This is a genomic window from Mesorhizobium sp. M0030 (assembly GCF_040323695.1).
GTDB lineage: Bacteria > Pseudomonadota > Alphaproteobacteria > Rhizobiales > Rhizobiaceae > Mesorhizobium.
The window spans coordinates 122,910-148,544 of record NZ_JAMYVE010000001.1 but is presented as its reverse complement, the minus strand read 5'-3'; the positions used below and the strand labels follow the sequence as shown (position 1 = coordinate 148,544).

The following is a 25,635-nucleotide window of genomic DNA, read 5'->3' as shown; positions in this document are numbered from 1 at the left end:
CAGAATATATGTCGGGAGGTATCCAGTTTCGGTTGATGACGTTTTTTCGCCACTCTGGGCGTGTCTTGAGGCAGAACTGTGGGCTTGGACGGATAGATGGATCTGGGCGGCCGGAAGGAAAATGTCGCTGTGGACAAGCGGGTTCGCGAAGCCGGCCTTAGGCCGACACGCCAACGCATTGCGCTGGCCGATCTGCTGTTTGCCAAGGGCGACCGCCACCTTTCGGCCGAGGAACTGCATGAAGAGGCGGTCGCCGCCGGCGTGCCGGTCTCGCTCGCCACCGTCTACAACGCGCTTCACCAGTTCACCCAGGCCGGCCTGCTGCGCATCCTGGCGGTCGAGGGGTCCAAGACCTATTTCGACACCAACACCTCCGATCACCATCATTTTTACATCGAAGGCGAAAACAGGATCTTCGATATAGAAAGCGGTCCGGTGACCGTCTCCAACCTGCCGGAGCCACCCGCAGGCATGGAGATCGCCAATGTCGACATCGTGGTGAGGCTGCGCCCGAAGCGCAGCGTTTAAGCCCCAACCCGTGAAACCTGTCGATTTTGCAATCCGGCTCGAATGGGTTGCGGTCGCGGTCGTGGCTATAGTCGCCTATGCCGCGTCAGGCGTTTCCTGGTGGCTGTTCGCCCTGCTTATTCTGGCGCCCGACCTGTCGATGCTGGGCTATCTCGCCGGGGCACGGATCGGCGCTGTCGCTTACAACGCGTTGCACATCCTGATCGTCCCGCTGTTGCTGGCCCTCGCCGGATATGTTCTGGCCAATTCGACGGCGACCGCGATTGGTCTGATCTGGATCATCCACATCGCCGTCGACCGCGCGCTCGGCTACGGTCTCAAACTCTCGACCGGTTTTCAGGACACCCATCTCGGCCGTATCGGCCGTTAGGCCTCCAGCAATCTCAATTCTTGACGTGCTCGCCGGGATAGGCGCCCCACACCTGCGACTGGGCGATCCAGCCGGTGTGGCCGTCGAAGGTCATTTCGCACCACTGGCCATCGCAGGTTTTGATCGTGCCCGTAACGCCCGGCTCGATGATGGCGATGACGCTGGCGTCCTTATCGGCATCGTCGAGCAGATTGATTCGGCCACCTTTGGTGCGTTGCCAAGGGGCGACGATCGCGGTCCGGCGGCCGGACAGCAGCGACTGGTTGATCCAACCCTCCGAGCCATCGGCATCGCGCACCCGCCGCCAGGTATCGAATTCCTGGATGATTTCCATCGGCAGGCCGGCCTTTGTGTACATCCAGTCGACGGAATAGTTGGCGCCGGGGCCAACGCGCGAGTTGACGCGAGCCGATTTCAGGCTGACGAAACGCGGCAGCGGCAGGCCGCTCGGCCCGAGCGTGACCGTCTGCACAGGTGCGGCGGCACCTTGCGCCGCGGCTTGCGGGGAATGCAGGAGAGCGCCGAGAAGCGCTGCGCTGAGGATCAGGCGAAGCGACGCGAAACCAGACACTTTCATTCCTTTCGGCGCGTGCCCTTTGGTCCGGGCGCCCCTTTTTCTTTGTCTTCGGCGGCACCGCTTGTTACAGGAGTGGCAGGCACCGCGACCGGTATTCAGTTTCGCCTGTCTTGGTTAAAGAGGTCTCAACGAGATCGGGTTCGAGGAAACAATGGCAGGCAAAAAACGGCCTCTCGTCGTCATCACGCGCAAGCTGCCCGATCCGGTCGAGACCCGCATGCGCGAACTCTTCGACGCCAGGCTGAATGTCGAGGACCGCCCGATGACGCAGCCGGAGCTGGTCGCGGCGATCAAGGAAGCCGATGTGCTGGTGCCGACCATCACCGACCAGATCGATGCGGCGCTGATTGCCCAGGCCGGCGACAATCTCAAGCTGATCGCCAATTTCGGAAATGGCGTCGACAAGATCGATGTGGCGGCGGCGGCCAGGAAAGGCATTACCGTCACCAACACGCCGAACGTGCTGACCGAGGATACGGCCGACATGACCATGGCGCTGATGCTGGCCGGCCCGCGGCGGCTGGCCGAAGGCGCCAATGTGCTGACCAGCGACAAGAAATGGGCCGGTTGGTCGCCGACCTGGATGCTCGGCCGGCGCATCTGGGGCAAGCGCCTCGGTGTCGTCGGCATGGGCCGTATCGGCACTGCGGTTGCGAGGCGCGCCAAGGCTTTCGGCTTGTCGATCCACTACCATAACCGCCATCGCGTGCTGCCGGCGGTCGAGGAAGGGCTGGAGGCGACCTATTGGGAAAGCCTCGACCAGATGCTTGCCCGCATGGACATCATCTCGGTCAATTGCCCGTCGACGCCGGCGACCTTTCATCTGCTTTCGGCGCGGCGCCTGGCTCTGCTTCAGCCCACCGCCTATGTGGTCAACACCGCGCGCGGCGACATTATCGACGAGGAAGCGCTGGTCAAGCTGATCCAGGACGGCAAGATCGCCGGCGCCGGCCTCGACGTCTATGAGCACGAACCGGCGCTGAACTCGAAACTGCTGAAGCTTGCCGCCAAGAACAAGGTCGTGCTTTTGCCGCATATGGGTTCGGCGACGATCGAGGGCCGCATCGACATGGGCGAGAAGGTGATCATCAACATCCGCGCCTTCTTCGACGGCCACCGGCCGCCGGACCGCGTGCTGCCGCTACGGACTTGAAGCGGGCCGCGTTCAGGATGCGGTTGTGAGGGCGCCATCCGCCGCGACACTCACACGCTTGCCGCGATAGGCCTCAAAATCGTCGCGCTCGAGCCTGAGCGCTACCGGCGTCCGCCAGCCCATTTCCCTGGCCACAATCAAGCCAAGCAGCAGGATCGCCTCCGGCTCGTGCAGCACGAGTGCCGTCGGCGCATGGCCATTGTGGACGAGTTCCATCAGCACGGCTGACGCTGAGGACGAGCCGATCGTGCCGGGCAGGAACAGCACACGCCCGGAAATGGTCTCGCCATGCTGCGGGTGACGGACATCGGCGATGCGGCCGCTCTTCGGATCGACGCCGCCCCAGAAGCTGATTGGCGCGGTCAGCACCAAGGCCAGCCCTTCGCCTCCGCTGCCCGGCACCAGTATGTCGGCTGCAGCATTCATGCGGCGATATCCGTAAACCTGGGCTTACCGGCAACCGCGCTTTCCACGCAGTCGGCCAGCGAGCCGTAAAGCACGGCGTAACCGGTATTGCCCGGCGCGTAGTGCGCGAATTTTCCCGAATTGGTCATCAGCACGCCGTCGGCCAGATCCGGCAGGATCGGCGTCACCACCACGCAGGTGTCGGCGACGATGATGACGCCGCTGGCTTCGAGCATCTTGCGCTTGCCGTTCTGCTCCAGCCTGGTGAGCACGTGGCGGCCGGTGCAGGCGTAAATCGGCACGCTGAGCCGCCGCCCGCCGATCAGCCGCTCAAGTGCATCGAATTCGGCCAAAGACAGATGCGGACTGCCGATCGCCACGGCATCGACGGCGGTCTGCGTGGCTGCGGTGGACAGGCCGGCGCGGGCCTTCATGGCCATCTCCGGCGTTACGCGGATCATCGTTTCCGGCCTGCCGCCCACCAGGATGGTCTCGGCGTCGGGCGCCTCGGGCGTGACGCCGGCAATGTGGAACAGGCCGACGGCGCCCGACGATGCCGCCGCCGCGCCGAAGGCCTTCAGCGCATCCTCGCCGGGATGGCTGGATATGCCGGTGACGACGCCGACCGCATTGCCGACCTCACGGCCGTAGAGGTTGCCCAGCACCGGCCAGGCGATCTCCGAACCAAGGAACGAGGCGGAGAGGCCGGACACATCGAACGCCAATCGTGCCTGCCGGTTCTCGGGGCGATGCAGGCCGTAATCCGGCGCGCGGCCCGATATGGCGCAGGCGATGTCGAGGAAGTCGCCATAGCGGTTGGTGCGTGCCCCCAGCACCGAATTGCAGAACACCACCGCGTTCGATTCACCCCAGGCGACATCGCTGCCAAGCGCTGGCCTGTGGCCGGCTTGATAGGGCACGCAGGTCCAGCTCTGCTCGCAGCCAAGTTTGCGGTAGGCCTCCATCATTCGTCGCGCCATGCCGCGCGCCGGCTCTTCGAGGCGCACGCGCGAGCAGCCCATCAGATCGAGCGCGCCGACATTGAGCGTCGAGCGCACCGCGACCCTGGCGCCGCCATCGACCAGCCTTTCGGCAAACAGCGTGCCGGAATCGCCGTGATAGAGCGCGCCGTCTATATGCGTCGAGGCGATCGGGATCAGTCGCGGCGCGCCGAGCAGCGCAGCGCTTTCGGCAACGATGCGCATCGCCATCGCCGCGCCGTCATGGCCGGAGGCGATTGTCTGCTCCTGTGCGCTGAGGGCGAGGCTCACGCGAACTCCTTGCGCATGGTGATCGAGGTCGGCCGGTCATAACCGTCATGCGCCGTGCGCGCGGTTTCGCGGAAGCCGAGACGCGCAAAGGTTGCGTGATTTGCCGTGAGCTCGACCCGCGTCTGCAGTTCGATGGCGGGTTTGTTGCGGTTGCGGGCAAGATCCTCGACAGCCTGCATCAATCGTCTGCCGATGCCTCGGCCCTGAAGCCCGAGTTCGACGGCGAGCTTGCCGACATAGAAATCATCGGGTCTCTCCAGCGCAAAAACGCAGCCTGCGATCTGGCCGCCCTGCAGAGCCACGAACACCGTTTCCCGCCCAGCCTTGTCCCTCAGGCTTTCGACGCTCAGCAGATGCGCAGAGGAGGGCGGATCGATGACGCCGTCCATCGGCGCAAAGGAATGCATGATTAGGCTGAGCAGTTCATCCCAGCGCTCGAAATCGGAGGCGAGCTGCGTAACAAGGACGCTGGTGGACTGATCCATGCGGTCAGTTTCTCTTGTAGCGGATCGTGTCGAAGCGCGCCGACAGCGCATCGTAGAGCAGCAGCCGGCCGACCAGTGGTTCGCCGATGCCGGTGATCAGCTTGATGGCTTCCATCGCCTGCAGCGTGCCGACGACGCCGGTCAGCGCACCGACGACCCCGGCCACGGCGCAGGACGGCACCAGCCCCTCTGGCGGCGCTTCGGGAAAGAGGTCGCGATATCCAGGGTTCGGCTTGCCGTCGGCGCCGGTGCCGAACGGCATCAACACCGTCACCGAGCCGTCGAAGCGGCCGACGGCGGCATGCACGAGCGGGCGCTTTTCCGCCGCGCAGGCATCAGCCACCACATAGCGCGTCTCGAAATTGTCGGAGCCGTCGACGACCACGTCGTAGCGCGCGACGAGGACGGCAGCATTGTCGGCCGACAGCCTGAAACCGTGCAATTCCACCGCGACATGGGGATTGATCCGGGCGATCGCTGCTTTGGCGCTCTCGGTCTTCGCAATGCCGACCGTATCGGTGGCGTGGATCACTTGCCGTTGCAGATTGGACAGCGAGACAATGTCGTCGTCGACGATGCCAAGCGTGCCGACGCCGGCGGCAGCGAGATATTCCAGCACCGGCGCGCCGAGGCCGCCGGCGCCGATCACCAGTACCCGCGCCCGCTTCAGCCTCTGCTGGCCGGCGCCGCCGATCTCGGGCAGCACGATGTGGCGGGCATAGCGTTCGAGCTCTTCGTCGGTGAGGGCGGCAGGGGTCATTGCCCGACCATATAGCGGAGCAAAAACCTTGTCAGGTCTCTTCGGTTGGCCCAACCGTGCCGTGGTCGACGGTGAGGAACTGCGCGCGTCCCCTCAGGCTGGAAAACAGCGCGGCGTCGGTTCCGGTCATGAAGGCCTGGCAGTTCAGCTCCTCCAGGATCGAGAACAGCGCGGCGCGCCGGCCGGCATCGAGATGCGCCGCAATCTCGTCGAGCAACAGGATCGGCGTCATCGCCGACATCTCGCCGGTCAGCCTTGCGTGCGACAACACGATGCCGACCAGCAGCGCCTTCTGCTCTCCGGTCGAGCAGAGTTCGGCCGGCATCGCCTTGGGGCGGTGGCGCACCAGCAGATCCGAACGGTGCGGGCCGTCGAGCGTGCGTCCGGCGGCGCGGTCGCGCTCGCGGCCGTCGGCAAGGGCGGCGCGATAGCGTTCCTCGACGTCCACGGCGGGTGCTGTGGCGACGTCGCTTTCAAGGTCGCCGGAGAGGCTGATGTCGGCCTGCGGAAACGGCCCGCTGGAAGGCAGCCTGTCGATCATGGCGGTAAGCAGGCGTACCAGTTCGGCGCGCGCAGCCGCGATCGCCACGCCGGTTTCGGCCATCTGCATCTCGATGGCGTCGAACCAGGCGCCGTCGCGCGAGCCTTCCGTAAGCAAGCGGTTACGTCCGCGCATCGCCTTCTCGTAATCGAGCGCACGCTGGCCGTGGCCGGGATCGACAGCCAAAACCAGCCGGTCGAGAAAGCGCCGCCGGTCCGCGGCAGGTCCCGGGAAGAGGCCGTCCATGGCTGGCGTCAGCCAGACCACGCGCAGCCATTCCAGCATGGCGTCGGCCGACCGTGCCGGCGCGCCATTGATGCGCACCTTGCGACCGCCTTCGCGGGCCGCTTCACCCCCGGTGATGCCGGTGCCGATCTCGACCTGCCCCTCCGGCCCGTCGAGCCTTGCGTGCAGCGCAAAGCCGCCATCGCCGCCTTCGCGGGCCACGTCGACATAGGGCGCCCGGCGCAGGCCGCGGCCAGGCGTCAGCAGCGAGATGGCTTCCAGGAGATTGGTCTTGCCGGCGCCATTGTCGCCGGAAAACACCACCGCGCCGGGTGAAAAGCCGATCGACAACGCCGCATAATTGCGGAAATTCGTAAGTGTGAGCTTACTTATGTGATTTTGTTCCGGCAACCGCTATCCGCCTATAGAAGTCGCCGCAATCACTATGCTGCAGTGTGCCGCAGTGCGGCTACACCCGCATCGGCATCAGCACGTAGAGCGCGGTCTCATCGGCCATGTCGTGGATCAGCGTCGGCGAGCCGGCATCGGCCAGCATGAACTTGGCTTCCGTGCCGGTCAGTTGAGCAGCGACGTCGAGCAGATATTTGGCGTTGAAGCCAATCTCGATCGGGTCGGACGAATAGTCGGCCGCCAGTTCCTCGGTGGCGCTGCCCGAATCCGGATTGTTGACGGCAAGCGTCACCTGGCCTTCGGTGATCGAAAGCTTCACCGCGCGGCCGCGCTCGGAGGAAATGGTCGAGACGCGATCGACGGCGGCGGCGAAGCTCTGGCGGTCGATGATCAGCTTCTTGTCGTTGCCGGTCGGAATGACGCGCTGGTAGTCCGGGAAAGTGCCGTCGATCAGCTTCGAGGTCAGAACCACGCTGCCGATGGTGAAGCGGATCTTGGTGTCGGACAATTCGGTGGTCACCGCGACATCGGGATCGTCGACCAGCTTCTGCAACTCGCTGACCGTCTTGCGCGGAATGATGATGCCCGGCATGCCTTCGGACCCGGCCGGAGCGTCGATCTCGGCGCGCGCCAGGCGGTGGCCGTCGGTCGCCACTGAACGCAGCTTCAGCTTGCCGCCGGTTTCATGCGTGTGCAGGTAGATGCCGTTGAGATAGTAGCGCGTCTCTTCGGTGGAGATGGCGAACTGGGTCTTTTCGATAAGGCCTCTCAGGGCGACGGAATCGAGCCGGAAGATGTGTGAGAAGGATCCCGCCGAAAGCTCCGGGAAATCGGACTGCGGCAGGCATTGCAGGCGAAAGCTCGAGCGGCCCGACGTTACCGTCATGGCGTTGCCGTCCTCGTCGGTCTTCAGCATCACTTCGGCGCCGTCGGCCAGCTTGCGCACGATGTCGTAGAGCAGGTGCGCCGGAACCGTCGTCGCCCCGCCGCGCTCGACCTTTGCCGGGGTCGCTTCGGTCACTTCGAGGTCGAGGTCGGTGGCTTTCATTTCAAGGCTGGCGCCCTCGGCGCTGAGCAGCACGTTCGACAGGATCGGTATGGTATTGCGCCGCTCGACCACGCGATGAACGTGGTTGAGCGACTTCAGGAGATTGGACCGTTCCAGGATAACACGCATGACGAAACAGGCTCGCTTGAATGAATGGACGGGTCACCAGTGGGCGGCGCCCCGCGAAAGGTCTGAACAGGCTCAGAATCTATGCAAACTGACAGGAAAAAGCCAGCAAACGCAAGTCCGGGCCACCGGTTCGCGCCGGTTAAGCGGGCTTTCTGGGGATAAAGCGCACGTTGGCCGGCAACCGATGCATGTCGCCGGAAACTGCGCAGCGGTTTTGGGACAACGACATGCATCAAAACAAGAAAATTTAAAGCGCGACGACCGTTTGCCGCGCCGATCAGGCTTGGTCGTTGATCAGCCTGCGCAACAGTTCCAGTTCCTGCGCCAGCGTGTTGTCGACGCCGGAAAGGTCCTCGATCTTGCGCACCGCATGCAGCACCGTGGTGTGGTCGCGCCCGCCGAACCGCCGGCCGATCTCCGGCAGCGAGCGCGGCGTCAATACCTTCGACAGGTACATGGCGACCTGCCTGGGCTTCACGATGGTGCGCGTGCGCCGGTTGGACAGCAACTCGGTCTTCGACACATTGTAGTGGCGCGCCACGATGCGCTGGATGTCCTCGATGCGCACCCGCTTCGGCTCGCCAGAGCGATAGATGTGCCCCAGGATCTCGTCGATGCGGTCGATGGTGATCGCCGGCTCGAACGACTGACGAAACAGCAGCTGGTTGAACGCGCCCTCCAACTCACGACCGCTGCCGGTTACCGTGCGGGCGACATGGTTGAGGATCTCCTCCGAAATATTGAGCGATGCATCGTCGACCTTGGCGGTGGCAAGCCGAAGTTTGAGCATGCCGATGCGCATGGCGAAGTCCGGCGCCGACATTTCCAGCGCGACACCGCCATTGAGGCGCGAGCGCACCCGCGGTTCCAGCGATTCCAGTTCCGACGGCGGCCTGTCAGCGGCAACCACCACTTGCTTGGCGCTGTCGAGCAGCATGTTGATGAGATGGCAGAATTCGTGCTGGATCGACTTGCCCTGCAGGAACTGCATGTCGTCGATGATCAAGAGGTCGATGTCGCGCAGCTGTTCCTTCAGCGTCAGCGCATTGTTGTCGCGGATCGCGGTGGCGAAGCGCCACATGAAATATTCGGCCGTCAGATAGACGACGCGCGATTTCGGGTTCTGTTTCAGGGATTCGGCCGCAATCGCCTGCAAAAGGTGCGTCTTGCCGAGCCCGACGGTTGCATGAAGGAACAGCGGGTTGAAGCGCACCGCGCTCGACTGCGATTCCGCCACGGCTTTGGCTGCGGCGAAAGCCACCCGGTTCGACGGGCCTTCGATGAAGGAGCCGAACGTGTAGCGCGGGTCGAGCGGCGACCCCAGCACATTGTGCCGGAATTCGCTCTCGATCGGCGTGCCGGGACGAGGGGCGGGCGCCCGCTCCACCCTGCCGGGGCCGACCGTGCCGGCCGCCAATGCGGTCTGCGTATGCTTGGTCATCTTGCGCGCCGGCACGGCCTCGGGTTCGACGCCATTGCGGGCAGGACGGGTCGCGGTGCGCACGACCATCTCGATCTTGAGGATTTCGGGATCCTCGTGCTTCCACAGATCGGCGATGAGATCGAGATAATGGCCATTGATCCACGAGCGCAGGAAGGCCGTGGGCACCGAGATGCGTACAATGCCCCGGGAAGCCTCAGCCACCTTCATACGGCCGAACCAGCTCGAATAGACCTCGGTTCCCAGGCGCGCCTTCAACTGGGCCTTGACCCGGTCGAACTTCTGTTCCGCGTCGCTGGAAGCCGCCATATCGTGCGCTCCGACCAATGTTCCGGGAAATGGCAGGTCGCCCGTAAGCTCCCGCTCGATGCCGCTCTGCATGATTGTGCGTCCCTTTTCCTTTGTACCTTTTTTCCGCCGGGAGTGCGCCTCCTGCACCCATGTTTCCGGCGACCGTATCTTCGCTACAACACCACCGCCGCCGCCGGCGGATGACGTTGCCTCGTCAGAATGGGATCGGTCCCGGCTGCTTAAGGCCAGTCCGTCTGACATGTTCGGGCAAAGCGGTGCTACCCGGCGAAAACGCCGGTGCGCCATCAAGCTGCCATGTACAATTACGCCAGTCCCCTATCGTATCGAAAAGGCAAGCCATACCCGTTCGCGGAATTGATCCACGTCATGAATTCTGCCACTGTTAGCTGGCCGATTCAGGCTGGGTTAAGGGCTAATGGCCCGTCCCTTTCGATAGACCGACATTACCGAAATCGCTGTGGATAGGGCAAGGCCACCTCTAACGGATTTTTAAGGAATCTGGTTAGTGAACAACGGTTCGGGCTCCGTGCTGGAAGCGCATATTTTGACAAAGCCATTGGGATTCAAACCCTTTTGCCGCGAATATGAAAATGGCTGTGCGGTTTGAAATTTTCTGAAATAATTCGCTTGACACCAACTTGCTGCCTATCGCCCACAGGCGATGTGAACAAGCTGTGGATCACTTCCAGCAAGTCGTTGAAAAATATCAGCAATTTGTGACAGCCAAATTTATTGGCGTGGGCCGTTTCGGCGGATTGGAATATCAGTGGGAGTGTATGTGCCGGCAAAGCATTCCAGACTCTGGAATGCGGCTCGGGCGTGCTTTGCGGCCGTTCTTTTTAAGTGCTTGCCGGCAAACGAAAAAACCCGGCACGATTGGCCGGGTTTGAAAGAACGACAGTTCAGGAACGGTCAATCAGGCCGACAGCACCTTGAGGCGGTGAGCCAGACGCGACACCTTGCGCGATGCCGTATTCTTATGGATCACGCCCTTGGTCGCGGCGCGCATCAATTCCGGCTCTGCGGTCTTGAAGGCTTCCAGCGCGGCTGCCTTGTCGCCGGCAGCCAGTGCCTCTTCGACCTGGCGGACATATGTACGCACGCGCGAGCGGCGGTTCTTGTTGATCGCTGCGCGGCGGGCGATCTTGCGCGTTGCCTTTTTGGCCGAGGAGGTATTGGCCATGATGCCTCTCTTCTGATCTGGTGGGCGCATGCGGGATGCCGCAGGGCGCAAAAAACAATCGGGCAGCCAACGGCCGCCTCGGTTGGAGCGGCTTATAGTTCAGCTTTTCCGGCGCGTCAACGCCGCTTTGGCTTCTTTTTGGTCCTCGCCGCCGCCACTCTAGCGATTGGTGAAATTCGGCTTCCGCTTCTCGGCAAAGGCTGCCATCCCTTCCTTCTGGTCGTCGAGCGCAAACAGCGAGTGGAACAGCCGGCGTTCGAAGCGCAGTCCCTCCGCCAGCGTCGTCTCGTAGGCGCGGTTGACTGCCTCCTTGGCCATCATCACCGATGGCAGTGAAAACTCTGATATCCTGGCCGCGGCCTTCATCGCCTCCTCGATCAACTCGCCGGCCGGCACGACGCGCGAGGCCAGGCCGCTGCGCTCGGCTTCGGCGGCATCCATCATCCGACCGGTCAGGCACATGTCCATGGCCTTCGACTTGCCGACAAAGCGGGTCAGCCGTTGCGAGCCGCCCATGCCGGGAATGACGCCAAGCGTGATTTCGGGTTGGCCGAACTTGGCCGTGTCGGCGGCAATGATGAAATCGCACATCATCGCCAGTTCGCAGCCGCCGCCCAGCGCATAGCCCGCGACAGCGGCGATCATCGGCTTGCGCGCACGGGTAAACTCTTCCCAGCCGACGAAGAAATCCTGCACATAGGCCTCCGCGTAGGTGACGGCCTGCATTTCCTTGATGTCGGCGCCCGCCGCAAAAGCCTTCTCGGAACCGGTGATGACCATGGCGCCGATGCCGGGATCGGCGTCGAACCCCTTTGCCGCCGTCAGCAAATCCGCCAGCACCTGCGCGTTCAGCGCGTTGAGCGCCTTAGGCCGGTTCAACGTGATCAGGCCGACCTTGCCGCGCGTCTCGACGATGATGGTTTCATAGCTCATGGGCTGGCCTCCTGGTTGCGGCACTGAAGGACCGTCTAGCTTACCGCTGGCAGGTCCGGCAATAAAAGGTCGAGCGGCCGCTTTGCACGATGCGCTCGATGTGGCCGCGACAGCCGGGCGTCGGACAGGGCTCGCCTTCGCGATCGTAGACCGCGAAGGAATGCTGGAAATAGCCCAGCGACCCGTCTGTGTGCACATAGTCGCGCAGCGAAGACCCGCCGGCGGCGATCGCATCGGCGATCACCGAACGGATTGCCTCGGCCAGTCGTTCGCTCTGTTCCTTGGCCTTCTTGCTGGTCCCGGCGATGGTGCCTGCCTCGCGCAATGGCGAAAGGCCGGCGCGCCACAGCGCTTCCGACACATAGATATTGCCGAGCCCGGCAATCAGCTTCTGGTCGAGCAGCGCCGCCTTCAACGGCGATCTGCGGCCCTTCAGCAGAGAGGCGAGCAGGGCGCCTTCCAGCGCATTGCCGGTCGGCTCGACGCCCAGTCCCGCGAGCATCGGATGCGCCTCGGCCAGGCCTTCCGCAAACAGCATGAAGCCGAACCGACGCGGGTCGTTGAAGACCACGCGAGACTGGACGCCGACAGGCGACACGACATGGAACACCACATGGTCGTGCTTGGCATTCCTCGAGCGCTCTTGATGGAACGTGCCGGGCGTCTCTTTCTCATCGGCGGTCTCGATGCGGAACGAGCCCGACATGCCGAGATGGCAGATCATCACCGGGCCATCGTCCAGGTGTATGGTGAGATATTTGGCGCGGCGGCCAAGCGCGATGACCGTCTTGCCGGTCAGCCGCTGCGCAAATTTCGCCGGAAACGGAAATCTGAGATCGGGCCGGCGCGCCTCGACGCGTACGATCCGCGCGCTTTCCAGAACCGGCTGCAGGCCGCGCCGGACGGTTTCGACCTCGGGCAGTTCAGGCATGGCCGCCTATCGCCGCATGGAAGGAAGCGCCGTGGCGGCCGCGCGCCAGCTTGAGGTGTTCGGCGACCGTCTCGCCGATATCGGCGAAGGTGGTCCTGAGCCCGATGTCGCCGCCCGTGAGACCCGGTGCGGTGCCGATGACCGGGACGCGTTCGCGCGTGTGGTCGGTGCCTCGCCATGTCGGATCGTTGCCATGGTCGGCGGTGAGGATGAGCAGATCGCCCGGCTTCAGCTTTGCCAGTGCCTCGGGCAGCCGGCGGTCGAAGGCTTCGAGCGCTGCAGCATAGCCGGCGACGTCGCGGCGATGGCCAAAATCGGTGTCGAAGTCGACGAAATTGGCGAACACCAGGTCGCCGTCGCCGGCATCGTCCATCGCACCCAGCGCCTTGTCGAACATTGCCATGTTGCCGGGCGCCTTGCGTACTTCCGAGATACCGCGATGGGCGAAGATGTCGCCGATCTTGCCGACCGCGATCACCCGGCTGCCGCGCCCGGTCAAGCGGTCGAGCAGCGTCGGCTCAGGCGGCGGCACGGCGTAGTCATGGCGGTTGTAGGTGCGCTCGAAGGTGGCCGATGTTTCGCCCAGGAAAGGCCGTGCGATCACCCGTCCGATCTTCAGCGGATCGACCAGCCGGCGTACCGTCTTGCAGAACTCGTAGAGCCGCTCCAGGCCGAAATGAACTTCGTGCGCTGCTATCTGCAGGACGGAATCGACCGAGGTGTAGCAGATCGGCTGGCCAGTGCGGATATGCTCCTCGCCGAAGCGCTCGATGATCTCCGTGCCGGGCGCATGGCAGTTGCCGAGAATGCCCGGCACCTTACCCTCGCGGATCATCGCTTCGGTCAGTTCGGCAGGGAAGGTGGGCACCTTATCGGGGAAATAGCCCCAGTCGAACCGCACGGGCAGCCCGGCGATTTCCCAGTGACCCGACGGCGTATCCTTGCCGCTCGAAATCTCCTGCGCGGCGCCGTGGAAAGCGGAGGCTGAAACAGCGGCTTTGCTGTCGAATTGGAAGCCGGTTGCGGTTTCTGCTGCGCGGCCGAGACCGAGCGAAACCATGGTGGGCACCTTCAGCGGTCCCTCGCGCAGGCCCTCGCGATCGGCGCGGGCTTCCGCGCAGGCCAGCGCGATATGTCCCAATGTGTTCGAGCCGGCGTCGCCATAGGGTTCGGCATCGGCGGCGCCGCCAATGCCGAAAGAATCGAGAACGAAGAGGAAAGCGCGTGCCATCGGTGCCGTCATTGCCAGTCTGGTTGACCAGACATAAGGTCCCGTCGCGGCATTGGCAAATCGTAAACCAGGCGGCAACGGCCTGACGCGATGGTCGCGAAGTCGGGCAGGCGCGCTGTACGCATCCTTGAGACATGCAATGCGCTTCAAGGAACGGTGTGCGGGGCATGGATCGATGAGACGGGCTGACCTCGGTTGGAGTGCACTGGCGACCACTGTAGCACTGCTGGCCTCGCAGCTCGCCGCGCACGCCGACTGGCGCGACCAGATCGGCACGTTTCGCATCGGCATCGTTGCCGAGCCGGGCGCCGGCAACACGGTTCCGGGTCTGGCCATGCTGACTGACGCCTACGGCAGGGCGCTCGGCATGAAGGTGGAATTCGTCGTCGCGCATGACTATGCGGCGCTGATCGAGGCGCAGGCCAATGGCCGGGTTCAGTACGCGGTCTATTCGGCGACCGCCTACGCCACCGCCTCGGAGCGCTGCGGCTGCGTCGAACCTCTTGTGGCGCCGGTCGACGCCGACGGTGCCACGGGCATCCGCTCCGTGCTTTTGACGCGCGACGGCAGGCTTTCCGATCTCGCGGCCCTGGAAACGCACCGCATCGCCATGGCGCCTTCCGACTATGTCGGCGGTTCGCTTCTACCGCTCGCCGGGCTGGCGGCCGACGGCATCAAGATCAGCCAGGATGCGCCATTCCTCGCTCATGCCGGCTCGGCTGCCGCCGCAGAAGCGATGCTGGCCGATGGCCAGGCCGATGCCGTGTTCGGCTGGGAGCGGGCCGCGGCGGAAAACCGGACGGCGATTGCTGGCGATCAGCCGGCTGATCCGGACGGCACGGCGGCGCGACTGGAGGCGGCGGGGATTCCAGAAGCCGCACTCCAGATCATCTGGACCTCCGGCGTGCTCAGATACGGCCCTCATGCCGTCCGCAGCGATCTCGACCCCGAAGCCAAACGCCGACTGACCGTCTTCCTCACCAATCTCAGATCGCAGTCGCCGGAAGTTTACGATTTCGTGGAATCGAAACATTCGGGAGGGTTCACGCTCGCCGCTGCGAGTGACTATGCGATGGCCGCTTCCATCGTGCGCCTGGTGTCAGGCAGTACCGACAGCAGCGCGCAATGAACCCGGGTTGAATGGGTAGAACTGCTTCAGCAATCGCTGCAGGGGATCGACGTGGCCCGGCGCGGCCTGAGATAGTAGGTTTCGCTCATCGTTATCTTGCCTTTGTTGAAGGCCGAGATAAATCCGAGCGGCTTTTCGGAGCCTTCCGACCAGGAGATGATCGGTTGGTATGCTAGAGTGGTTTTGACACGAATGAGGAAAGTCCCCGCAACATTGAGCGTCGCCGGAACGGTGGTGGAAGTTGTCGGGTTGGAGTCGCGGCCAGTCTTCCCATCCAGCACGCTCCAGGACCACGCCACCTTTGCTTGCGGTATCGGATTGTTCGGGTCGGTTCTGATGTCGATTGCCGTAATGGAGATATTGGCGACCGAGCGGTTGTAAGGCTGAAGGCTGGAGTTGCCGATCTTCATGATGTCGGTGAGATCTGCGTTGACCACCGACGTTTGCTGCGTGACGAGGTCGGCAACCATGGAGCTGATGCGGCTGACCTTCTTGCTGGCCTCGATGGCTTGCGAGGCCTCCATGGTAATGAAATACATGATCAGCAAGACAGGCACGATGAGGGCAAACTCGACGGCCGCTATGCCGCGCCGATCGGAAAAAAACCGCGCCGCTCTCTTCCAGACAACCGACATCCCCGGATGTGCCCCCGCACGAAACATGCACTTTTCCTTTTGCTTACACGTGCAATTTCAGTTGTCGAATGGCTCGTTTTGCCACGTTGTCGTCGCGTAATGCAGAGTCTTGCCGCCATCCATATTCGACATGTATTGAGCCATGAAATCGGTCATGACCGGCCAAGGGTAAAAGACCCGCAGCATGTTCTTTGATTCTGCCGGACCTATTGTAGGGGTCCCGAAAGCCGGGTCCTTGCCTGTATCCGGATCCTTGCCCGTCAGCGTGATGGTCGAGCCGGAAATCGTGAAACCCGCACTGGCTGCCCCGGCAAAGGTCTTGAACGGGCGCAGATCCACCAGCAAACCGGGGCAACCCTTCGCGACAATGATCTCGAGTCTGGCGCAGACCAAGCCCTTCAGCTTCTCTTCCGTCACATCGGCTTGCCTCAACTGGCCAGTACGCAACTGACGGGCGATATCATCGGTGATGTTGGCCATCACCTCCTGTCCGGCAAATGAAACGCAGCTCTCGAGGATGGCGAAGACGAGAGCCGCAAACGGTAGCGCAAGCATCGCGAATTCTATCGCCGTGCTGCCGCGCCGATCACGAAGGAAACGACGGGCAAACGTCACGCGCCCTGCCTTGGCCTTGCAGATCTCGCGTTCTGAATCCTCGTCCAAAACGTCGCCCATATCCCGTTCCTGCGATCCTGATGCGGTACCGTCAGCACCACTATCAAGAACCCATTTAGCTCCGGTTTGAATGACCGTTAAATTCGACCAGGCGACATTAACCGGCCGCTAACCGACGCGGCTTTCCCGAGACAATCGAGCCAACTGAGGCGCTTACTGCCCAGCGCTCATCTCGGCTTCGGACGACTTTTCCGAGTCGCTCTTGTACGAGCTTTCGCAATAGGGCGTGCAGGACATGGTCTGTACCGAGGCGCGCCTGTAGATACGCACGGACGACGCGTCCTGGCGCACCACGGTCACCTGCTCGTCGACGATCGGGCTGCCATCGTGGTCGAGGACAACCAGATTGGTGACGCCGAACCCCTTGCCAGTCAGTACGATCGTCGATGCATCCTGGACGGAGGCGTCGGCAATCGCCGGATTGCCGACGACTATGGTATCGGCGGGGCGTGTCAGTTTGACGATCTTGGCCTGATTCATCGTCACTTCGATGCCGGCTCCGGCCTTGGCCGGCAGCACAAAAGCCGGGACGGCGAGAAGCGCGACAAGCAGGAATGACGATTTCATGGCAGTCATTAAGGCGCTCCACAGCGGCAAAACTTGTTCAAAGAAACATGAAGGAGATTGGTGAACCAACGGTTAAACCCTTGACCGGCGCCGGGGTATTCGCACCAATCCTGCTGCCAGCTAATATAACAATGCATCCTGCCGATAGCCGTGAAATTACAGCTCTTCACGGGCAGGCGAGCTACTGTCCAGCGTTTAGTTTACGGTTAACCACGCAAGCTGTTCGAAGCGGGAAAGGAATCGGTAAGGCTGTTTATTAAGCCGATTGAAAGAGCTTCTCCGTAGATTGGCAGCATCCGATCAACCATCACAGAAGTTGACGGAAGTGCTGTAACACGTGGAGTAGGAGCTCTCGAATGTCTAATCTCATCGCACGTTTCGCGAAGGACGAATCCGGCGCGACCGCTATCGAATACGGTCTGATCGCCGCTCTCATCGCGCTTGCCATCATGGTTGGCGCTGGTCAGCTCGGCAATGCCCTGAACGCCAAGTTCACGACCATCGCGGATTGCGTGAACGATCCGACGAACGCTGCTTGTAAGTAATGATCTAGCATCCTGTTTCGACGGGTAGACTGGAAGGGCCGCCTCGCTGGCGGCCCTTTTGTCTTTTGAAGATCGTTTGGCTTTGGTCTTGCTGCGCCGCTTAGCGTGCTGACATTTCCCAGGATTTGGCCCGGATGAGCAGAACTCACCAATCCTTAACCCAAGCTGCCTAACCTGCAGCCATCGTTGCCTTTCCAACCATGAGAGACCGATGCTCAACGCACTGATCTTCGTTGTCTTTCCGTTTTGCATGCTTTTTGCGGCGATCTCCGACGCGCTGTCGATGACAATCTCCAATCGGGTGCCGGTGCTGCTTGTGGCCGTCTTTGCCGTGGTTGCGCCACTGACGGGTATGGACTGGGCAACTTATGGCTGGCATTTCGCCGCCGGCGGCCTGGTGCTGGCCGTGACTTTCGGTCTGTTTGCGCTCGGCGGCATGGGCGGCGGCGATGCCAAGCTTTTGGCAGCCACGTCCATCTGGATGGGGCTCAACATTCACCTTGTCAATTACCTCGTGGCTTCGACGTTCATCGGTGGCCTGCTGACGCTCGCCATTCTCCTCTATCGGAAATCGCCGCTGGCGACCTACACCAGTCACAATCCGGTCCTGCGCCATTTCGCCGACGAGATGAATGGCGTTCCCTATGGCATCGCACTCGGCATTGGCGGGCTGCTGACCTATCCGGATTCGCCCTTGATGGAATGGGCATTGGCAAGGTTGGCGACCTGATGTAGCGAACCTCCTCTGCCCTTCCGGCATCGATCCTGAAAAGAGGCGGCTTGGCCGCCTTTTTCATTTGTCGGAGCATGGTCGTGTAATTATGTAAACCTTGAATTAATCACGATCGTAAGCATTGTATTAACCTTGTTTTGACGATTGCCGCTGCAAAGTCCGGCCTGGCTAGGTGGTTGCCTAAAGGCGAGGGTTCGGACAGATGCCAGCATCCCGACTGATCATTCTGGGCGTGGCGGTGGCCGCGGCGGGTGGTGCAGGTTATGTTGCCAAGAATATGGTGGCGGTCCCGCCCCAGCAGGTCGTCGTCGATGCCCCGCAGGCACCGGCCATCGCCTTGCAGGATGTGCTCGTGCTTTCCGGCGACGTGCCGATGGGAAGCCCGCTTGAGAACAATCTCAGCTGGGAGTCCTGGCCGTCCGATGGCATCAATGCGAATTTCATCACCCGTGCCGCCGAACCCGAAGCGCGGGAGAAGCTGAAGGGCTCCGTCGCCCGCATGGCGATGTACACCGGTGAGCCGTTGCGGCGCTCCAAGCTGATCGGCGAGGGGCAGAGCTTCATGTCTTCGATCCTGCCCACCGGCATGCGTGCCGTCGCCACCGCGATCTCGGCCGACACGTCGGCAGGCGGCTTTATACTGCCTAACGATTTTGTCGACGTCATCATGACCCGCAGATCCGACACCGGCAACGGCGGTAGCGGATTCACCACCGAGACCATCCTCAAGAACATCCGCGTCCTGGCGATCGATCAGACCATCCAGGAGGACGAGGAAGGCAAGAAGACCAGGGTCGGACAGACGGCGACGCTGGAGCTGACGCCGCAGCAGGCCGAGATCATCACCGTCGCCCAGCAGATGGCCGATCGCCTGACGCTGGCGCTGCGCTCGATCACCGACAACAAGGAAAAGGGTACCGATGAAGCCGACTACCTCGTTTCCGGCAATGGGCGGCGCGGAACGGTGCGGTTGATCAAATCGGGCGAAGTTTCCGAAGTAGGGGCAAGGAAATGAGGTTAGTCGCTAGACTGCCGGTCACCACGGCTGCGGCCATCGGCCTGCTTTTTCTCGGAGCCCATGCAAGTGGCCTTGTCGACGCCAAGGCCGCCGGAAAGAGCGTCGGGGTCACGGCCTCGTCGGCCACGCAACGTGTCAAGCTTGGCCTCAACAAATCGGTGGTCATCGATCTGCCGAGCGACGCCTACGACATCCTGGTCGCCAACCCCGCGGTCGCCGATGCGGTGACCCGCACCGCAAGGCGGATCTATCTGTTCGGCAAGTCGGTGGGCGAAACCAACATCTTCGTCTTCGGTCCCAATGGCGAGCAGATCGCCAGCCTGGATCTGGCCGTCGAACGCGACGTCGCCGGATTGGAAGATTATCTCAAGCGCTTCCTTCCGAATGCCGAGATCAAGGTAGAGTTGCTGAACGACAACGTCGTCCTGACCGGGACGGTGGACACGCCGCTCGATGCCAAGCGCGCCGTCGATCTGGCAACCATCTTCGTGTCCGGCGGTGAAGCGACGACCGGTCAGTATTCGCAGACCGCGGCAGGCGGCAATGCCAATGGCGGCGTCGACATCAACAATCCGGATGCCGAACGCCGGGTCTCGAAGATCGTCAACCTGCTGCAGATCATCGGCGACGACCAGGTGACGCTGAAAGTGACCGTGGCCGAAGTCAGCCGCTCGGTGATGAAGCAGCTCGGCGTCAACATGGTTGGCAAAGGCAGCTCCAACGGCATCAGCTTCAATGCGACCAGTGACACCTTCCCCGGCCTAGGCAAGCCGTTGTCGAGTTCGGGGGGCAATTTCGCCACCTCGGCTCTGCAGGGCTACATCACTGCGATGGAGCAGTCCGGCGTCATGAAAACGCTGGCCGAGCCTACTTTGACGGCCGTCTCCGGCGAGAAGGCGACCTTCAGGGTCGGCGGCGAATACAATATGGTCAGCGCCGTTACAAACGCCAAGTCGGACGCCAATCAGAATGCCGACAGGGTTTGGACGGCTCAGAAAATCGAATACGGCATCGGCCTGGAATTTCAGCCTGTGGTGCTGTCGCCCGGTCGCATCAGCCTGAAGGTCAGGACGTCGGTTTCCGAACCGACCACCGAAGGCGCGGTCTCTTTCGGAGACACCAATATTATATCGCTGCGTAAACGTTTGGCCGACACGACCGTGGAACTGCCTTCGGGTGGATCGATGATGATAGCCGGCCTCGTCCGCGACGACGTCAGGCAGGCCGTAAACGGCTTGCCCGGACTGACCAAGATCCCGGTGCTCGGCACGCTGTTCCGCAGCCGCGATTTCGTCCGCAACGAAAGCGAGTTGGTCATCATCATCACGCCTTATCTGGCGCGGCCGGTGGCGAGCAACGACCTGGCCAAGCCGGATGACAATTTCAACGCCGCCGGCGATGGCCCGGCCATGTTCCTTGGCCGCGTCAACCGCGTCTACGGCACCATGCAGACAGACAAGCCCAACGGCCGCTACCACGGCGTTATCGGCTTCATCTACAAGTAAGCGGGGAGCGGACATGTCTCAGTCAGCATCGAAAGCAATGGCGGTCGCCGCGACAGTGCGGTCCGGCCGTGCCCGGATCAGCCGATCGGCAATGCCGATCCTGGCGATCGCGATCGCCGCCTCGCTCGCGGGTTGCGCCAAGCGCGACAGCATCACGGTTGGGGCGATTCCCGATGATTATCGCACCACGCATCCGATCGTGATTGCCGAGAAGAACCAGAAGCTGGACCTCCCGGTCGGCGCCGGCGATCGTGGCATGACCGGCTCGCAGCGCGACACGCTTCTGGGCTTCCTTGACGGCTACGACAGGAGCGCTGCCCCGGCGCTGACGATCGCAATCCCGATCGGCTCGGCCAATGAGGTGGCGGCGACTGCCGCGGCGCGCGATTTCGCCAGACTGGCGATTGCCGGCGGCATCAAGCGAAACCGGATCGTGGTGACCTCCTACCAGTCGGTTTCCCCGGAAGCCTCGGCGCCTATCCGCGTTTCCTATATTTCGGTGAGAGCCCAGACCGACAAATGCGGGCGCTGGCCCGAAGACATCCTCGCAACCTCCGAAAACAAGCACTACGCCGATTACGGCTGCTCCTCTCAAAACAACCTCGCTGCGCAACTCGCCAATCCGGCCGATCTGCTCGGGCCAAGAAAGTCGTCCGATATCGACGCCGAGAACCGCGGCGCGGTGATCGACGTCTATCGCGGCAGAGGTATTTCGGACGAGTTCCTAGGCAGTTCGGAAGTGACGTATTAGGAGCGCCGGTCCCGCGTAGAGACCGGAACGAGAAGTCACGGAAAAGAGCATGACGATGAGCAATCTTGCCTACGACACGCCCGGAGACGGCGGCGACAGCTCCCAATCGGATGTTGCAGCGATGCAGGCGCTGCGGCCGGTGCCGCGTATTTCTATCCAGGCATTTTGCGAGACGGAAGGTGTCGCGCATCCGGTGGAGCGGGCCGGCGAGGATCGCCGCATGGCCAAGGCGCATCTGAAAGTGCATATGGGCGGCATCGCCACGGCGATCGAATTCTATCAATCGGCGCCGACGCCGAACCTCATCCTGCTGGAATCGCGCAGCGAACCGAAGCAATTGCTGGAGCAGCTTGCCCAGCTTTCAGAATATTGCGATCCCTCCTCCAAAGTCGTGGTGATCGGCCACTACAACGATGTCGGTCTCTACCGCGAACTCATTCGCTTCGGTATTTCCGAATATGTCATCGCACCGGTGTCGATGGCCGATATCGTCTCCGTGGTGTCATCGATCTTCGTCGATCCGGAAGCCGAGCCGATCGGCCGCTCGATCGCCTTCATCGGCGCCAAGGGCGGCGTCGGCTCCTCGACCATCGCCCACAATGTAGCGTGGGCGATGTCATCGCTGTTCAAGTCGGAAGTGGTCGTCGCCGATCTCGACCTGGCTTTCGGGACGGCCAACATAAATTTCGACCAGGACCCTGCGCAAGGCATCGCCGAAGCCGTATTTTCGCCCGAACGCGTCGACGAGGTTTATCTCGACCGTCTGCTTGCCCAGTGCGCCGAACATCTGTCGCTGCTCGCCGCGCCCTCCACACTGGAACGTGTCTATGATTTCGATCCCGATGCCTTCACGCAACTCATCGATACCGCCCAGCGCAGCGTGCCGCTGCTGGTGCTCGACGTCCCCCATATCTGGACGGGCTGGACCAAGAACACACTGATCAAGGCCGACGAGATCGTCATCACGGCGACGCCGGAACTGGCCAATCTGCGCAACACCAAGAACCTGGTCGATATGCTGACGAGGCTTCGCCCGAACGATCCGCCGCCGAAGCTGATCATCAACCAGGCCGGCGTGCCGAAACGGCCCGAGATTTCCGCTTCCGACTTCGCCGAGCCGCTCAGCCTCACGCCGATGTCGGTCATCGCCTTCGACCCGTTGTTGTTTGGAAATGCCGCCAACAACGGCCGCATGCTGGGCGAGATGGATGCCAGGAGCCCGGTCGTCGGCATGATCAACGAAATCGCGCATGTCCTGACCGGTCGCAGCGAAATCAAGGCCAGGAAGAAGGCAGGCCTTGGCGGCCTGCTCGGCAAGCTCTCGCGTAACAAGAAATGACGCTCCCCTCCAAATCAAGAAGTAGAGCATGATGTCGTTCGAAAACCGCTTCGGCATCATGTTCTGGACGGAATTGGTAGTCGATCATGTTTGGTAAAAGAGGCTCCGACGACGGCGGCCGGTTCACCCCGGAGTTCCGTCAGCCAGCACCGGCGCCAGCGGCGCCGGCCACTGCAACGCCTGCGGACATGGCGGTACTTGCCCGGCCCGCGGCAGCGCCGCCTGGAGCGCCGGGAACCCCGCCAACTCGCCGTGCCGTTGAGGCGCCGTCGATGGCGCCGGAGCCGCCAAAAAAGATCCAGCGCGAAAAAAGTGAAACCTACTACGACACCAAGAGCCAGGTCTTCTCCGCGCTCATCGACACCATTGACCTGTCGCAACTCGCCAAGCTCGATCCCGAGAGCGCGCGCGAGGAAATCCGCGACATCGTCAACGACATCATCGCCATCAAAAATTTCGCAATGTCGATCGCCGAGCAGGAAGAGTTGCTCGAAGACATCTGCAACGATGTGCTGGGCTACGGCCCGCTGGAGCCGCTGCTCGCCCGCGACGATATCGCCGACATCATGGTCAACGGCTCCAAGAACGTCTACATCGAAGTCAATGGCAAGGTCGAACAGACCGGCATCCGCTTCCGCGACAATCAGCAACTGCTCAACATCTGCCAGCGCATCGTCAGCCAGGTTGGCCGCCGCGTCGACGAATCGAGTCCGATCTGCGACGCCCGCCTACCCGACGGCTCCCGCGTCAACGTCATCGCCCCGCCGCTCTCCATCGACGGCACCGCGCTCACCATCCGCAAGTTCAAGAAGGACAAGCTGACGCTCGATCAGCTGGTCAAGTTCGGCGCCATCTCGCCGCAGGGCGCCGAGATACTCAAGATCATCGGCCGCGTCCGCTGCAACATCGTCATCTCCGGCGGTACCGGCTCCGGCAAGACGACGCTGCTCAACTGCCTGACCAACTATATCGACCGCGAGGAACGCGTCATCACCTGCGAAGACTCGGCCGAACTGCAACTGCAGCAGCCGCACGTGGTGCGTCTCGAAACCCGCCCGCCCAATCTCGAGGGCGAAGGCGAGGTGACCATGCGCGACCTGGTCAAGAACTGCCTGCGCATGCGGCCCGAACGCATCATCGTCGGCGAAGTGCGCGGACCGGAGGTTTTCGACCTGCTGCAGGCGATGAACACCGGCCATGACGGGTCGATGGGAACGATCCACTCCAACAGCCCGCGCGAATGCCTGAACCGTATCGAATCGATGATCGCCATGGGCGGCTATTCGCTGCCGCAGAAGACCGTGCGTGAAATCGTCGTCGGCTCCATCGATGTCATCATCCAGGCAGCACGCCTTCGCGACGGCTCGCGCCGCATCACCCACATCACCGAGGTGATCGGCATGGAAGGCGACGTCATCATCACGCAGGATATCGTGCTCTACAACATCAAGGGCGAGGACTCGAATGGAAGGCTGCTTGGCGAGCACGTGTCGACCGGCATCGGCCGTCCGCACTTCTGGGATCGCGCCCGCTACTATGGCGAGGAACAGCGCCTCGCCAATGCGCTGGAATCGATGGAGAAACGCGCTGACTGACGCATATCGAGGTTGGAAGCAATTCCAGAAAAAGTGTGAAGCGGTTTTCCCGGGAAAAGCGCGTAGCGCTTTCCCTTGGGAATTGCGTCAAAACAAAGCGATAGCGCATATCGCCGTTTCCTTGAAACGGCGATATGCGCTGGGGACCGAGGTCGATGTTCGGAATTGACACCACCGTACTGGCGTTCATCGTGCTCGCCGGCTTCAGCGCCGGTGCGGTCGCCTATGCCTTCCTGTTCACCAAGATGAGCAACGAGAAGCAGGCCGGCAAGCGGCTCGAGACGATCAAGGCCGCCGAGACCGATCGTTCGGTCGTCAAGGCTTCGCGCGACCGTGTCGCGGAGGCGGTCAAGCGGCGTAAATCTGTCCAGGACACGCTGAAACAGCTCGACGAAAAGCAGAAAACCAACGAACTCGCCGTCAAGAAGCCGCCGTTAAAGGCCCAGATTCGTCAGGCCGGCATGCAGGTCTCGATCGAGCGTTTCTATATCTACTCCGTCATTTGCGGCATCGCGCTGACGGTGCTTGCCTATCTCGCCGGCGCGCCGCTTCTGGTCCTGCCGGGCGCGCTGCTGGCGGGGGCGCTCGGCCTGCCGCGCTGGTTCGTCTCGTTTCGCCGCGCGCGCCGGGTCAAGGCGTTCCTCAACGAATTTCCCAACGCCCTCGACATCATCGTGCGCGCCGTCAAATCCGGCCTGCCGCTCAACGACGCCATTCGCCTGATCGCCAGTGAATCGCCGGAGCCGGTCAAGACCGAGTTCCGCCGGATCGTCGATTCACAGCAGATTGGCATGTCCATCCCCGATGCCACCTTGCGCATGGCTGAAACCATGCCGTGCAGCGAGGCAAGCTTCTTCGGCATCGTTATCCAGATCCAGTCACAGGCCGGCGGTAATCTCTCCGAGGCGCTTGGCAACCTGTCGCGCGTGCTTCGCGATCGCAAGAAGATGAAGGCCAAGGTCCAGGCGCTTTCCATGGAAGCCAAGGCGTCGGCCGTCATCATCGGCGCGCTGCCTTTTGTCGTCGCCCTTCTCGTCTATCTGTCGAGCCCGAACTACATCATGCCGCTGTTCACCACCAGCACCGGCAATCTGATCCTCGGCTGTTCCGGCGTCTGGATGTCGATCGGCATTCTGGTGATGCGCAAGATGATGAACTTTGAAGTTTAGGCCGACCTTGGAAAGCTCGAAACGAAAAGACTGAAAACGA

At 62.3% G+C, this 25,635-nt stretch carries 28 protein-coding genes; 13 read left to right on the top strand and 15 right to left on the bottom strand.

Features of this window, described 5'->3' with window-relative positions:
* The first annotated feature begins 96 nt into the window (after window positions 1-96).
* Together irrA and NKJ80_RS00705 are read left to right on the top strand one after the other, a co-directional pair.
* Complete coding sequence (irrA, locus tag NKJ80_RS00710) at window positions 97-528, top strand: iron response transcriptional regulator IrrA (protein WP_031193300.1); 432 nt, start codon at window positions 97-99, stop codon at window positions 526-528.
* Window positions 529-538: 10 nt separating this feature from the next.
* Window positions 539-898, top strand: coding sequence for a DUF4260 domain-containing protein (locus tag NKJ80_RS00705; protein ID WP_023669568.1), 360 nt, complete (start codon window positions 539-541; stop codon window positions 896-898).
* Window positions 899-911: 13 nt separating this feature from the next.
* Here NKJ80_RS00705 and NKJ80_RS00700 read toward each other — a convergent pair whose 3' ends face one another.
* Window positions 912-1,469: an SH3 domain-containing protein gene (locus NKJ80_RS00700; RefSeq protein ID WP_023669569.1), complete on the bottom strand. Its 558-nt coding sequence runs from the start codon at window positions 1,467-1,469 to the stop codon at window positions 912-914.
* 157 nt (window positions 1,470-1,626) lie between these two features.
* On the opposite strand from NKJ80_RS00700, the gene NKJ80_RS00695 reads away from it, so the two are divergent.
* Window positions 1,627-2,628: a 2-hydroxyacid dehydrogenase gene (locus NKJ80_RS00695; protein WP_352496874.1), complete on the top strand. Its 1,002-nt coding sequence runs from the start codon at window positions 1,627-1,629 to the stop codon at window positions 2,626-2,628.
* A gap of 12 nt (window positions 2,629-2,640) precedes the next feature.
* Here NKJ80_RS00695 and NKJ80_RS00690 read toward each other — a convergent pair whose 3' ends face one another.
* The 7 genes from NKJ80_RS00690 to dnaA all read right to left on the bottom strand — a co-directional run bounded on the left by NKJ80_RS00690 (window position 2,641) and on the right by dnaA (window position 9,725).
* Window positions 2,641-3,054 (bottom strand): aconitase X swivel domain-containing protein, encoded by a 414-nt coding sequence (locus NKJ80_RS00690; RefSeq protein ID WP_352496873.1) that lies wholly within the window; start codon window positions 3,052-3,054, stop codon window positions 2,641-2,643.
* Window positions 3,051-4,304 (bottom strand): aconitase X, encoded by a 1,254-nt coding sequence (locus tag NKJ80_RS00685; protein ID WP_352496872.1) that lies wholly within the window; start codon window positions 4,302-4,304, stop codon window positions 3,051-3,053. The genes NKJ80_RS00690 and NKJ80_RS00685 overlap by 4 nt, the downstream gene beginning before the upstream one ends.
* Window positions 4,301-4,789, bottom strand: coding sequence for a GNAT family N-acetyltransferase (locus NKJ80_RS00680; RefSeq protein WP_023745275.1), 489 nt, complete (start codon window positions 4,787-4,789; stop codon window positions 4,301-4,303). Before NKJ80_RS00680 ends, NKJ80_RS00685 begins: the two co-directional genes overlap by 4 nt.
* 4 nt (window positions 4,790-4,793) lie before the next feature.
* Window positions 4,794-5,549 (bottom strand): molybdopterin-synthase adenylyltransferase MoeB, encoded by a 756-nt coding sequence (locus NKJ80_RS00675; RefSeq protein WP_352496871.1) that lies wholly within the window; start codon window positions 5,547-5,549, stop codon window positions 4,794-4,796.
* A 31-nt stretch (window positions 5,550-5,580) separates the two neighbouring features.
* Window positions 5,581-6,726 (bottom strand): DNA replication/repair protein RecF, encoded by a 1,146-nt coding sequence (gene recF, locus NKJ80_RS00670; protein ID WP_352496870.1) that lies wholly within the window; start codon window positions 6,724-6,726, stop codon window positions 5,581-5,583.
* Between the two features lie 58 nt (window positions 6,727-6,784).
* A complete protein-coding gene (dnaN, locus tag NKJ80_RS00665) occupies window positions 6,785-7,903 on the bottom strand; it encodes a DNA polymerase III subunit beta (protein ID WP_023669575.1) in 1,119 nt (372 codons plus the stop codon).
* 277 nt (window positions 7,904-8,180) lie between these two features.
* Window positions 8,181-9,725: a chromosomal replication initiator protein DnaA gene (gene dnaA / locus NKJ80_RS00660; protein ID WP_031195619.1), complete on the bottom strand. Its 1,545-nt coding sequence runs from the start codon at window positions 9,723-9,725 to the stop codon at window positions 8,181-8,183.
* Window positions 9,726-10,330: 605 nt separating this feature from the next.
* Between dnaA and NKJ80_RS00655 the strand changes: the two genes are divergently transcribed.
* Window positions 10,331-10,546: a hypothetical protein gene (locus tag NKJ80_RS00655; protein ID WP_155923752.1), complete on the top strand. Its 216-nt coding sequence runs from the start codon at window positions 10,331-10,333 to the stop codon at window positions 10,544-10,546.
* Between the two features lie 26 nt (window positions 10,547-10,572).
* Here NKJ80_RS00655 and rpsT read toward each other — a convergent pair whose 3' ends face one another.
* The 4 genes from rpsT to NKJ80_RS00635 all read right to left on the bottom strand — a co-directional run bounded on the left by rpsT (window position 10,573) and on the right by NKJ80_RS00635 (window position 13,934).
* On the bottom strand, window positions 10,573-10,839 hold the full coding sequence (rpsT, locus tag NKJ80_RS00650; protein WP_023681995.1) for a 30S ribosomal protein S20: 267 nt from the start codon (window positions 10,837-10,839) through the stop codon (window positions 10,573-10,575).
* A gap of 159 nt (window positions 10,840-10,998) precedes the next feature.
* Window positions 10,999-11,772 carry an enoyl-CoA hydratase gene (locus NKJ80_RS00645; protein ID WP_023681994.1) on the bottom strand — a complete coding sequence of 258 codons (774 nt, stop codon included), beginning with the start codon at window positions 11,770-11,772 and terminating at the stop codon, window positions 10,999-11,001.
* Between the two features lie 40 nt (window positions 11,773-11,812).
* Window positions 11,813-12,703: a bifunctional DNA-formamidopyrimidine glycosylase/DNA-(apurinic or apyrimidinic site) lyase gene (mutM, locus tag NKJ80_RS00640; protein WP_023681993.1), complete on the bottom strand. Its 891-nt coding sequence runs from the start codon at window positions 12,701-12,703 to the stop codon at window positions 11,813-11,815.
* Window positions 12,696-13,934: a phosphopentomutase gene (locus NKJ80_RS00635; protein ID WP_352496869.1), complete on the bottom strand. Its 1,239-nt coding sequence runs from the start codon at window positions 13,932-13,934 to the stop codon at window positions 12,696-12,698. The genes mutM and NKJ80_RS00635 overlap by 8 nt, the downstream gene beginning before the upstream one ends.
* Window positions 13,935-14,109: 175 nt before the next feature.
* On the opposite strand from NKJ80_RS00635, the gene NKJ80_RS00630 reads away from it, so the two are divergent.
* Window positions 14,110-15,063, top strand: coding sequence for a PhnD/SsuA/transferrin family substrate-binding protein (locus tag NKJ80_RS00630; protein WP_352496868.1), 954 nt, complete (start codon window positions 14,110-14,112; stop codon window positions 15,061-15,063).
* Window positions 15,064-15,089: 26 nt separating this feature from the next.
* Here NKJ80_RS00630 and NKJ80_RS00625 read toward each other — a convergent pair whose 3' ends face one another.
* From NKJ80_RS00625 to NKJ80_RS00615, 3 genes are all read right to left on the bottom strand, one after another.
* Window positions 15,090-15,725 carry a TadE/TadG family type IV pilus assembly protein gene (locus tag NKJ80_RS00625; RefSeq protein WP_023699476.1) on the bottom strand — a complete coding sequence of 212 codons (636 nt, stop codon included), beginning with the start codon at window positions 15,723-15,725 and terminating at the stop codon, window positions 15,090-15,092.
* A gap of 30 nt (window positions 15,726-15,755) precedes the next feature.
* Complete coding sequence (locus NKJ80_RS00620) at window positions 15,756-16,373, bottom strand: TadE/TadG family type IV pilus assembly protein (protein WP_050587055.1); 618 nt, start codon at window positions 16,371-16,373, stop codon at window positions 15,756-15,758.
* Window positions 16,374-16,526: 153 nt separating this feature from the next.
* Window positions 16,527-16,949 (bottom strand): pilus assembly protein N-terminal domain-containing protein, encoded by a 423-nt coding sequence (locus tag NKJ80_RS00615; protein ID WP_023681988.1) that lies wholly within the window; start codon window positions 16,947-16,949, stop codon window positions 16,527-16,529.
* Between the two features lie 347 nt (window positions 16,950-17,296).
* On the opposite strand from NKJ80_RS00615, the gene NKJ80_RS00610 reads away from it, so the two are divergent.
* The 8 genes from NKJ80_RS00610 to NKJ80_RS00575 all read left to right on the top strand — a co-directional run bounded on the left by NKJ80_RS00610 (window position 17,297) and on the right by NKJ80_RS00575 (window position 25,595).
* Complete coding sequence (locus NKJ80_RS00610) at window positions 17,297-17,485, top strand: Flp family type IVb pilin (RefSeq protein WP_023692564.1); 189 nt, start codon at window positions 17,297-17,299, stop codon at window positions 17,483-17,485.
* A 211-nt stretch (window positions 17,486-17,696) separates the two neighbouring features.
* Window positions 17,697-18,215 carry an A24 family peptidase gene (locus NKJ80_RS00605; protein WP_023688722.1) on the top strand — a complete coding sequence of 173 codons (519 nt, stop codon included), beginning with the start codon at window positions 17,697-17,699 and terminating at the stop codon, window positions 18,213-18,215.
* Between the two features lie 205 nt (window positions 18,216-18,420).
* Window positions 18,421-19,233 (top strand): Flp pilus assembly protein CpaB, encoded by an 813-nt coding sequence (gene cpaB, locus NKJ80_RS00600; protein ID WP_023669587.1) that lies wholly within the window; start codon window positions 18,421-18,423, stop codon window positions 19,231-19,233.
* Window positions 19,230-20,741 (top strand): type II and III secretion system protein family protein, encoded by a 1,512-nt coding sequence (locus NKJ80_RS00595; protein ID WP_352496867.1) that lies wholly within the window; start codon window positions 19,230-19,232, stop codon window positions 20,739-20,741. The genes cpaB and NKJ80_RS00595 overlap by 4 nt, the downstream gene beginning before the upstream one ends.
* Before the next feature lie 13 nt (window positions 20,742-20,754).
* Window positions 20,755-21,492: a CpaD family pilus assembly protein gene (locus tag NKJ80_RS00590; protein ID WP_023732427.1), complete on the top strand. Its 738-nt coding sequence runs from the start codon at window positions 20,755-20,757 to the stop codon at window positions 21,490-21,492.
* 55 nt (window positions 21,493-21,547) lie between these two features.
* Window positions 21,548-22,831, top strand: coding sequence for a CpaE/TadZ family protein (locus NKJ80_RS00585; protein ID WP_023692561.1), 1,284 nt, complete (start codon window positions 21,548-21,550; stop codon window positions 22,829-22,831).
* Window positions 22,832-22,917: 86 nt separating this feature from the next.
* Entirely contained in the window at window positions 22,918-24,426 is a 1,509-nt protein-coding gene (locus NKJ80_RS00580) for a TadA family conjugal transfer-associated ATPase (protein WP_023688717.1), read from the top strand.
* Window positions 24,427-24,581: 155 nt separating this feature from the next.
* A complete protein-coding gene (locus NKJ80_RS00575; protein WP_023669592.1) occupies window positions 24,582-25,595 on the top strand; it encodes a type II secretion system F family protein in 1,014 nt (337 codons plus the stop codon).
* Window positions 25,596-25,635: the final 40 nt, after the last annotated feature.